Source organism: Pseudomonas sp. Sample_24 (genome assembly GCF_004307605.1).
In the GTDB taxonomy this organism is placed as follows: domain Bacteria; phylum Pseudomonadota; class Gammaproteobacteria; order Pseudomonadales; family Pseudomonadaceae; genus Aquipseudomonas.
Map to the genome: position 1 here is coordinate 22905 of NZ_RCNW01000231.1, position 9049 is coordinate 31953.

Here is a 9049-nt window from a genome sequence, read left to right on the forward strand (position 1 = left end):
TGCGCTGTCCCTGTGGAAGCGGGCTTGCCCGCGATTGACCGCATAGCGGTCACCCGCAACTCAATTGCTGCAAAATCTCGTTAAACCCCGGCCGCATCAACACATCCGGCTGACAGCAGCGCTGCTGCAACGCATCAAGCCGCAGACGATCCGCATCGCTCAATCCCGAGTCGATCCTTTCCAGCAATTCCCCCAGCAGCACCCCGAACGCTCGCACTTCGATCCGCTGCAATGCACGGCTTTCCAGGTTGTCCTGGGTGGCATGGAATGACGCTGCGCCAAAGTCTCCCAGCAGGCAATCCCCGTGTTCGTTCCACAGGATGTTGTGGCCGTAAAGGTCGCCGTGAGTGATGCCACGTCGGTGCAGATGCCCGGCCACTGAAGCGATACCACGCGCGATACGCAGGGCGACAGCGGCGCTGAAGCGGGTGTCATCGGCATAGACGTCACGGCTGCAGGACGCCAGGCTCGGCAGCCCGGCGAGGTTGCGATGGCTCGGGGCGATCAGCTGCATCACCAGCCCGTCGGTTTGTTGCGGGTGATCGACAATCCGGCCTTCTACGCGGATCAGGTTGGGGTGAATGCCAGCGGTGATGCAGGCGTTCATTTCGTGCAGCGGCGAGCCATCGCTGGTCATTTCGCCTTTGTAGAGTTTGACCGCTACCGTTGTGGCGGGCTGGCCGGGTTTCGCCCAGGAAGCGCGATGGATCACGCCGGAAGCGCCTTCGCCCAGTTGTTGTTCCAGTTGCAGTTGCGACCAGGCAATGCTCGGTGTGGCTTCGAGGGCGGTGGCATCGGCTTCAGTTTCCAGCGGGTTGCCGGCGTAGGCCAGCCAGCTCAGGCTCGGCAGGCGCAGCAGCCATTCCGGCAGCGCGGTCAGGCGGTTGGCGGCAATGCGGATCAACTCGAGTCGATGGCAGTTACGCAGACTGTCGGGTAACTGTCGCAAGCGGTTGCCCGCCAGCATGAGTTTTTGCAAGTGCGGACGTTGACCCAGTTCGCTCGGCAGTTCACTGAGGCAATTGTCGGTCAGGATCAGCCAGCGCAACAGCGGCGGCAGCGCCTCTGCCGGGACGTGTTCGATGCGGTTGGCCTTGAAGCCAACCATGGTCAGCGCCGCACATCGGCCCAGGCAAGCCGGTAGTTCGGTAAACCGATTGTCCGAGCAGAACAACACCTGTAAACGGCTCAGGCGATGCAGGTCGTCCGGCAGCTGGGTCAAGGCATTGCCGCTGAGGTTGAGCACTTCCAGCGAGTCCGCCAGGTCGAAAATTTCCCGGGGGAACTGTGTCAGGTTCTCGCTGAGGTCGAGGCGAGTGATGCCTGCCAGCGTACCGGCGCGCAGTTGTGCAACGGTGTGCATGAACGGGTTCGCTATTTGATCGAAGGAATGGGCGGCATGATAGCGGGAAGAACGCGACGGTGGCGCTACCGTCGATGCAAACCCCGCCTCAAACCGGTTCCCGAACCTCTTTGAGTTGCCCCAGCCGGCTGCGCGTGCGCGCCAGATCGATGGCATCGGCGTGCAGGCTTTCGCGCAATGAGCGCTGGCCGAGCAGAATCAAATGTTTGTCCTGATCGTACAAAACGTCCACCAGATTGATGAAACGCTGCTGGGCGGCAATCGAGCAGTCGGCCAGATTCGGCAATTGATCGATGATCCAGTGATCGAAGCGTCGGCACAGTTCCAGGTAATCCATGACGGCCGTAGGCTGATCGCAAAGATCAGCGAAGTTGAAACCGACGGCGCGTCCCTCGCAGTAACGGGCGGGCAAATGACGAGTGCCGACAGCCAGGGCAATGGACGCTGCGCCCATCGCCGGCAGGTTCGCCGCGTGACGCTGCGCCGGTGTCGCGGGCCAGACGTATTGGCCTTGGGTGAACAGTTGCTGTGCGTGGGTTCTGGCATGGCTGCGGTAGTCGTGTGGCCCGCCGACTTCCATCACCAGCATGCGCGCGTTGATCAGGTCGATCACCGGTTTGAAACGCGCGTGGTACAGCGGGTTGGGCAATAGACCTTCCGGCGGGTAGTTGGACGTGACCAGCAGCAGGATCTCGCGGCGAAACAGCGCCTTGAACAGCCGCGTGATCAGCATGGCATCACCGATGTCGTGGACGTGAAACTCGTCGAAACACAGCACGCGGCAGTCGCTCAGCATTTCATCGAGCGTGGTGGCCAGCGCATCCGCTTGCTCACGATGGCCGAACATCCCTTGGTGTAGCCGGGCGAAGAACTCATGGAAGTGCACGCGCTGCTTTTGCGCGAGCGGGATGGCTTGGAAAAAACCGTCGAGCAGCCAGCTCTTGCCGCGGCCCACGGCGCCGTGCAGATACAGCCCGGGAAGGTTTTTTGATCCGCTTTCAAGCATTGAACGGGCGTGCTGCGCCATGCAGTCGATCACCCTTTGCTGGCTGTGACTGAGGGTGTAGCCCTGGGCGCAGGCCTTTTGCTGAAAGTGGTCGCGGATGAGCCGTTCGCTGGCCGAGCCACTGGAAGAGGCAGTCGACGCCTTGCCGAAGAGGCGACGCAACGATGGCCAGCGTGATGCGAGTCGCGAACGGTTGGTCGATCGAGCGGCCACTGTAGATATCACCCCGTAAACTTCTGGCAGGCCCCCGGCCTGCGGCGGCATAGTTTAACCAGTTGGGTAATTTTGCTTCCAGTTGTGCCGACGAAAACCCGAGAATCAAACCCCTGCAGGAGCAAGCAGGCTCGCTCCCGCAGGTTTGTGTTATCGGCCTCGGCAATCCCTACCGCTCAATGCTCCGATTCCAGCGGGCATTCCACGCCGGGCGCTGTTCGTTGACCTGGTCCCAATCCACCGCAATCGCGGTTTCCAGGTATTGCTTCATCGCCTCGACCTGCCCACGGGTGCGGTCGGTGGTGGGGGTGTTCGGGTTGGAGGGGATCTGATCCCCGTCTTCGAGCGCAGCAGCCTGGGCTTGTGGCGTGAGCAGGAACGCGGCGAGTTTTTGCGCGAGTTCCGGTTGTGTGTTGTTGGCGATCGCGCATTCGGCGACGTTGAGCACCACCGCGCCTTCTTTCGGCTGCGCGTACTCCACCGGCATACCCTTGAGTTTGAGCGCAGTGACCTGGGTCGGGGTCAGCGGGAACAACGCGGCTTCGTCGGTTTGCAGCATTTCGGAAATCTTCGCCGAACTCGGAATGTACTCCAGCACGTTGCGCCCGACGCTGTTTGGCCAGGCTTTGAAGCCCGGGTCGACGTTGGTTTCAGTACCACCCTGTATCCGGTTGAACATCAGGAAACCATGCAAGCCGAACGTCGACGAGGCCATCGACTGGAACACCAGCTTGTCTTTGAAACGCGGGTCGGCCATGTCCATCCACGAGGTTGGTGCAGCCCAGCCTTTCTCTTTGAACAGACGCGTGTTGTAGGCCAGCCCGGTGACGCCGAGGCTGACGGCTACCGCTTCATCCTTGATCCGTCCCTTGGCCGGAATCTGTTGCAGGGTCGGGCTGTCCTGCAGTTTGTCGCACAGGCCCATGGCGATGGCGCGGTACATGATGCCGTCGTCGAGGAACATCACATGCATCTGCGGGTTGCCTTTGCTGGCCTGGACTTTGGCCAGGATGTCGGCGGAGGTGCCGGGCACGATGACCACTTTGACGTTGTTGGCCTTCTCGAAATCTGGCAGCACTTTGTCGGCATAGAGCCGCTCCATGGTCCCGCCGTTCATGCCCAGGTAAAGCGTCGGTTCGGCGTGAGCCTGGGTGACGCTGAGCAGGGCGCTCATGCAGGACAAACCGAGCAGAGCAGTGCGTTTGACGTTTTTCATTGGCGCGACCTTCCTCTATCAAGCTACGGAAATGGAGTGAAAACGGTTGATGGAAAACGCATTCAGCGACGTCTTTGGCGCGCCGCTACAGATGATCTCGCTGAGTGCCTGGCCCACCGCGGGGCCGATCTGGAAACCGGCGCCGGCAAAGCCAAACGCATGCAACAGACCCGGCCGGGTACGACTGTGGCCGATCACCGGTTGGCGATCGGGCAGGTAACCTTCGGTGCCACTCCAGGTACGGATCGCCTGGGCCCCTTCAAGGAACGGGTAGAGTTCGACCGCCTGGCGGAGGATTTCCAGCACCGCGCTTTGGCCGGGGCGGGCGCGGGCGTCGTCCAGGGCAAACCCTTGACCACCACCCAGCACGCAATTGCCACGTGCGACCTGACGGGCATAGATACCGCCCCCCTCGACGCCGGTGCTGGCATCCATCACCAACGGCAAGGGTTCGGTGACCAGCATCGCCGGATGCCCGGAGTGCATCGGCACCGGTTCGCCGAATTGTGCGGCCAGGTTGCCGGCCCAGGCACCTGCGCAGTTCAACAACCACGGGGCGCGCCATTCCAGTCCGCTTTGGCTGCGAACACAGAAACGCTGGCCGTCATGTTCAACGGCGCTCACCGCACACTGCTCATGCACCTGCGCACCATGCCGCCGTGCCGCCTGCGCAAACGCGGGGGACACCAGCCGCGGGTTGGCATGTCCGTCATCCGGGCAATACGAAGCGCCTACCGCCACGTCACCAACCCATGGAAAACGGGCGCGCAATTGCGCACGGTCCAGTAGTTGCAGATCAAGGCCGAAACCCTGGCTGCTGGCGGCGTAGTCTTGCAGTGCGCGCAGATCATCCAGGCTGCGTGCCAGTTTCAGATGACCGCTGCGTTGATACTCACCGTCGATGCCGATCAATTGTGGCAACTGCGCCCAGAGGGCATGGGCTCGTTGCGACAATGGCAACTGTGACAGCGGACGGCCCTGGCGTCGCACGCCGCCGTAATTCACTCCGCTGGAATGCGAGCCGCAAAAATCCCGCTCCAGCAGCGCGACCCGCTGACCGCCCTTGCTCAGGAACAGCGCGGCGCAAGACCCGACAATGCCGCCACCGATGATCACCGCGTCGACTTCGATCATGCTTCGATCTCCAGGCCAAACGGCAAAGGCTTGATCGGCGCTTGTGTCCGCAGCCGGCCGATCCCGGACACTGCACGCCCGCTCTCGCAGGCAATGATTTCCGCGGCAGCGGCGCCACACATCCGGCCCTGGCAGCGGCCCATGCCGACCCGGCAGTGCGCCTTGACCCGATTGATTTCCCAATGCCCTTCACGCACGACTTCGCGAATTTCGCCGGCGCGGACTTCTTCGCAGCGGCAAACCATCACGTCATCGGCGGCATCCGCAGCCCAGTGTTCGGGAAAGGCAAAGGCGCGTTCCAGCCCCTGGCGAAAATCGCCGATGCGCGACAACGCCTGTTCCAGATGCGCGGCGCGTTGCGGCTCGATCAGGTAGCCAATGTCTTCGAGCAATGCCAACGCGGCGCGCTCGCCGGCCATTTCTGCAGCGTCGGCGCCCATGATGCCGGCGCCGTCACCGGCCAGGTACACCTGGGCAACGCTGCTGCGTCCGGCACTGTCTCGCGTTGGCAGCCAGGCGCGGTTGAGGGGGTTCCAGGCGAATTCACAGCCGAGCAGGTCAGCCACTTGGGTTTCGCTGCGCAGGCCATGGGCAAAAGCGACAGCGTCACAGTCCAGTCGGTGTTCCGCGTTGGCGCGGGTCCAGCTCAGTGATTGCACACGGTGTCCGCCGTCGATGCGACTCAGTGTGGCGCCCTGATGCACCGCAATCCCATGGGCGGTCAGCCAGCTGCGGTAATAGACACCTTTGGCCAGCGTGGCCGGTTGTGACAGCAAGCCGGGCAGGGCGCGCGCCTGGGCGCTGAAGGGCGAAGTGTCGAGCACCGCGACGACATTCGCGCCGGCCTTGGCGTATTGATAGGCGACGAGGTAAAGCAACGGTCCGCTACCGGCGAATACCACGCGCTCACCGATGGCGCAGCCCTGGAATTTCAAGGCGATTTGCGCAGCGCCGAGGCTGTAGACCCCAGGCAACGTCCAGCCCGGCACCGGCAGAATGCGGTCGGTGGCGCCCGTGGCGACGATCACCCGGGAAAACTCCAGACGCGCGGCGCGGCCGTCGTGCAAGGTATCGAGAGCGCCGTCTTCGGCGTTCCACACCAGTGTCTGCGGACGGTAGTCGAGCTGCTCGCGCAGTGTGTCGATAGTCCGGTGCAAAGCGCCGGCCTTGCGCGCCTCGAAGCCATAAAGCTTGACCGCAGAGCGTTTGAAATTGGCCGGTTGGCGCCGATAAATCTGCCCGCCGCCACGCGCCGCTTCGTCCAGCAGCACTGGGCGCACGCCATGGGCAACCAGGGTTTGTGCTGCACGGATACCCGCAGGACCGGCGCCGATGATGACAACGGGTTTCATAGACAGCGTCCCGGTTCGCGGTTGATCTGTTGTCCGGCTTCCAGCAGGGTCGAGCAGGCGCGTACGCGGCGGCCATCGCCCAGGCGCACCCAGCAGTCCTGGCAGGCGCCCATCAGGCAGAATCCGGCGCGGGGTTCGGCGCTGAAGTCGCTGCCGCGCAAGTGTTCGCCACAGGTCAGCAGCGCCGTCAGCAAGGTGTCGCCGAGCAGGCCGCTGGCCGGTTGGCCGTCGAGGGTAAAGTCCAGGGCCGGGCGGTCGCCTTCGGCCAGTCGTTTCAGCAGAGCCATGGCGTCCTCATTGTTTCCCTACCAGAACCCGATCCAGGCCATAGACCCGATCCAGCAAAATCATGGTCAGTGCCGTCAGCGCGATGACCAGTGCCGATACCGCCGCCATCATCGGATCGATGGATTCGGTGGCGTACACGTACATGCGCACCGGCAAGGTCTGCGTGGCCGGCGAGGTGACGAAGATCGACAGCGTGACCTCGTCAAAACTGTTGATGAATGCCAGCAGCCAGCCGCCGGCCACACCGGGCAGAATCATTGGCAATGTGATCTGCCGGAACAGCGTGAAGCGACCGGCTCCCAACGATTGCGCGGCATATTCGGCACTGCGATCCAGGCCGATGGCCGAAGCCAGGACCAGTCGCAGCACATACGGTGTGATCACCAGCACGTGGGCGAAAATCAGCCAGGCGAAGCTGCCGTTGACCCCCATCAGCGCGAACAGGCGCAGCAACGCCACCCCGAGTACCAAGTGCGGAATGATGATCGGCGACAGGAACAACCCATTGAGAAAATCCCGGCCGGGAAACTCGAAACGGGTGATCGCCAGCGCGGCGGGCACGGCCACCAGCGTCGCCAGCGAGGCGGCGCTGAACGCCAGAATCAGGCTGTTGTAGAACGCATCGACAAAGTCGGCGCGTTCGAACACGGCACGGAACCAGCGCAGGGAAAACTCCGTGGTCGGCAGGCTCAGGGTGTTCTCCGGGGTGAAGGCCACCAGGCACACCACCACCAGCGGCGCCATCATGAACAGCACCACCAGGGAATGAAACAGCAGGGCGAAAGGACCGTTCCTGGACATGACGAATTATCCCAATGACTTCTTGTAGCGGCCTTCGATCATGCGGTTCCACGACAGCATGATCAGCAGGTTGATGAGCAGCAGGGCCACGGCAATTGCCGCGCCCATCGGCCAGTTGAGCTCCGACAGGTACTGGTCGTAGATCAGCGTGGCGACCATCTTCAGACGGCGTCCGCCGAGCAGGCCGGGAATCGCGAAAGAGCTGGCGGCGAGGCCGAATACGATCAGCGTTCCGGACAAAATGCCGGGCATGACCTGCGGCAGCACCACCTGGCGGATCACCGTGAAGTGACTGGCACCCAGTGAAAGCGCAGCCTGCTCAGCGGCGGGATCGAGTTTTTGCAACGAAGTCCAGACCGGAATGATCATGAACGGCAGCATCACGTGGACCAGTGCAATCACCACCGCGAACGGCGTGTAGAGCAGTTTCATCGGCGAGCCGCCGAGCGCTTGCAGGGTCTGGTTGACCAGGCCATCGGCGCCGAGCAACAGGCTCCAGCCGAAGGCGCGTACCACCACCGAAATCAGCAGCGGAGTGAGGATCAGGATCAGGAAAATCGAGCGCCATGGGGTGCCCATGCGGCTGAGGATGTAAGCCTCGGGGACGCCGATCAGCACGCAGAGCAGGGTGGTCAGAGCGCTGATCCACAAGGTCCGCAGGAAGATTTCATAGAAATACGGATCGCCCAGCAGGCTGCTGTAGTGCTCGACGGTGAAGGCGTTGCCGTTGATCCCTGTGCTGTAGTCGAAGACGTTGAACGACAGCACCAGCGTCAATGCCAGCGGGATCAGCAGCAGACCGAGGTACAAGGCCAGGGCCGGTGCCGACAGCAAGTAGCCTTGGCGACCCTGGCGGATGGCGGCGAATGCACTCATGCGCTCACCTCGTCGACAGTCAGTACACGCAGCAGTGCGGCATCCCAATCGAGGCCAACGGCTGTGCCTTCGCTCAGCGGTGCCGAGCCATCGTTGCGGCGTACCACGCAGAGTTCACCGAGGGGCGTCGACACGCTGTAGAGCCATTGGCTGCCGAGAAAAAAACGGCTGGCAATCTTGCCCTGCAAGCGTCCATGACCGGCGTCACGCAGATCGATTTTTTCCGGGCGCAGGCTCAAGGTCAGATCACCGTCACCACGACTGCACACCTGAACCCCACCGCTGCTGTCTCGTTCACCGGGCAGCAGATTGGCCTTGCCGACGAAGCCGGAAATGAACTCGGTGCGCGGGTGTTCGTAGAGGGTGTAGGGCGCATCGATCTGGGTGATCCGGCCAGCCTGCATCACCACTACGCGATCACTGATCGACAGCGCTTCGGATTGGTCATGGGTGACCATCAGCGTGGTGATCCCGACTTCGCGCTGGATGCGGCGGATCTCGAATTGCATCTCTTCGCGCAGGTTGGCGTCGAGGTTGGACAGCGGCTCATCGAGCAGCAACACCGGCGGCTGGATGACCAGTGCCCGCGCCAGGGCGACACGCTGGCGCTGACCACCGGACAATTCCCGAGGGTAGCGCTCGGCGTGCTGATCAAGGCGAACCAGTTTCAGCACGCGGTCCACCCGCTGCCGGATTTCGGCGCTCGGCACCTTGCGCATCCGCAGGCCGAAGGCGACGTTGTCCCTGACGGTCATGTGCGGGAACAGTGCGTAACTCTGGAACACCACGCCCAGGCCACG

At 62.7% G+C, this 9049-nt stretch carries 9 protein-coding genes; all 9 read right to left on the reverse strand.

Features of this window, described 5'->3' with window-relative positions:
* Positions 1–49: 49 nt before the first annotated feature.
* Positions 50–1363 carry a leucine-rich repeat-containing protein kinase family protein gene (locus D8V06_RS12655; protein WP_130931061.1) on the reverse strand — a complete coding sequence of 438 codons (1314 nt, stop codon included), beginning with the start codon at positions 1361–1363 and terminating at the stop codon, positions 50–52.
* An 88-nt stretch (positions 1364–1451) separates the two neighbouring features.
* Positions 1452–2582 (reverse strand): cell division protein ZapE, encoded by a 1131-nt coding sequence (gene zapE / locus D8V06_RS12660; RefSeq protein ID WP_130931062.1) that lies wholly within the window; start codon positions 2580–2582, stop codon positions 1452–1454.
* Between the two features lie 169 nt (positions 2583–2751).
* Positions 2752–3798, reverse strand: a complete 1047-nt coding sequence (locus tag D8V06_RS12665; protein ID WP_130904266.1) for an ABC transporter substrate-binding protein — start codon at positions 3796–3798, stop codon at positions 2752–2754.
* Between the two features lie 18 nt (positions 3799–3816).
* Complete coding sequence (locus D8V06_RS12670) at positions 3817–4932, reverse strand: FAD-dependent oxidoreductase (RefSeq protein WP_130931063.1); 1116 nt, start codon at positions 4930–4932, stop codon at positions 3817–3819.
* Positions 4929–6284, reverse strand: coding sequence for an NAD(P)/FAD-dependent oxidoreductase (locus D8V06_RS12675; protein ID WP_130907104.1), 1356 nt, complete (start codon positions 6282–6284; stop codon positions 4929–4931). Before D8V06_RS12675 ends, D8V06_RS12670 begins: the two co-directional genes overlap by 4 nt.
* Entirely contained in the window at positions 6281–6571 is a 291-nt protein-coding gene (locus D8V06_RS12680) for a (2Fe-2S)-binding protein (RefSeq protein ID WP_056854668.1), read from the reverse strand. The genes D8V06_RS12675 and D8V06_RS12680 overlap by 4 nt, the downstream gene beginning before the upstream one ends.
* A 7-nt stretch (positions 6572–6578) precedes the next feature.
* Complete coding sequence (locus D8V06_RS12685) at positions 6579–7373, reverse strand: ABC transporter permease (protein ID WP_056854667.1); 795 nt, start codon at positions 7371–7373, stop codon at positions 6579–6581.
* Positions 7374–7379: 6 nt separating this feature from the next.
* Positions 7380–8249, reverse strand: a complete 870-nt coding sequence (locus tag D8V06_RS12690) for an ABC transporter permease (RefSeq protein ID WP_130904269.1) — start codon at positions 8247–8249, stop codon at positions 7380–7382.
* The coding region (locus D8V06_RS12695; protein ID WP_130931064.1) for an ABC transporter ATP-binding protein at positions 8246–9049 on the reverse strand (804 nt) is incomplete at its 5' end. The genes D8V06_RS12695 and D8V06_RS12690, both read right to left, overlap by 4 nt.

What these genes read in the sequence shown, in the direction of transcription:
- D8V06_RS12655 (WP_130931061.1), bottom strand. Translation starts at nt 1,363, where the DNA reads ATGCACACCGTTGCACAACTGCGCGCCGGTACGCTGGCAGGCATCACT.
- D8V06_RS12665 (WP_130904266.1), bottom strand. Translation starts at nt 3,798, where the DNA reads ATGAAAAACGTCAAACGCACTGCTCTGCTCGGTTTGTCCTGCATGAGC.
- D8V06_RS12670 (WP_130931063.1), bottom strand. Translation starts at nt 4,932, where the DNA reads ATGATCGAAGTCGACGCGGTGATCATCGGTGGCGGCATTGTCGGGTCT.
- D8V06_RS12675 (WP_130907104.1), bottom strand. Translation starts at nt 6,284, where the DNA reads ATGAAACCCGTTGTCATCATCGGCGCCGGTCCTGCGGGTATCCGTGCA.
- D8V06_RS12680 (WP_056854668.1), bottom strand. Translation starts at nt 6,571, where the DNA reads ATGGCTCTGCTGAAACGACTGGCCGAAGGCGACCGCCCGGCCCTGGAC.
- D8V06_RS12685 (WP_056854667.1), bottom strand. Translation starts at nt 7,373, where the DNA reads ATGTCCAGGAACGGTCCTTTCGCCCTGCTGTTTCATTCCCTGGTGGTG.
- D8V06_RS12690 (WP_130904269.1), bottom strand. Translation starts at nt 8,249, where the DNA reads ATGAGTGCATTCGCCGCCATCCGCCAGGGTCGCCAAGGCTACTTGCTG.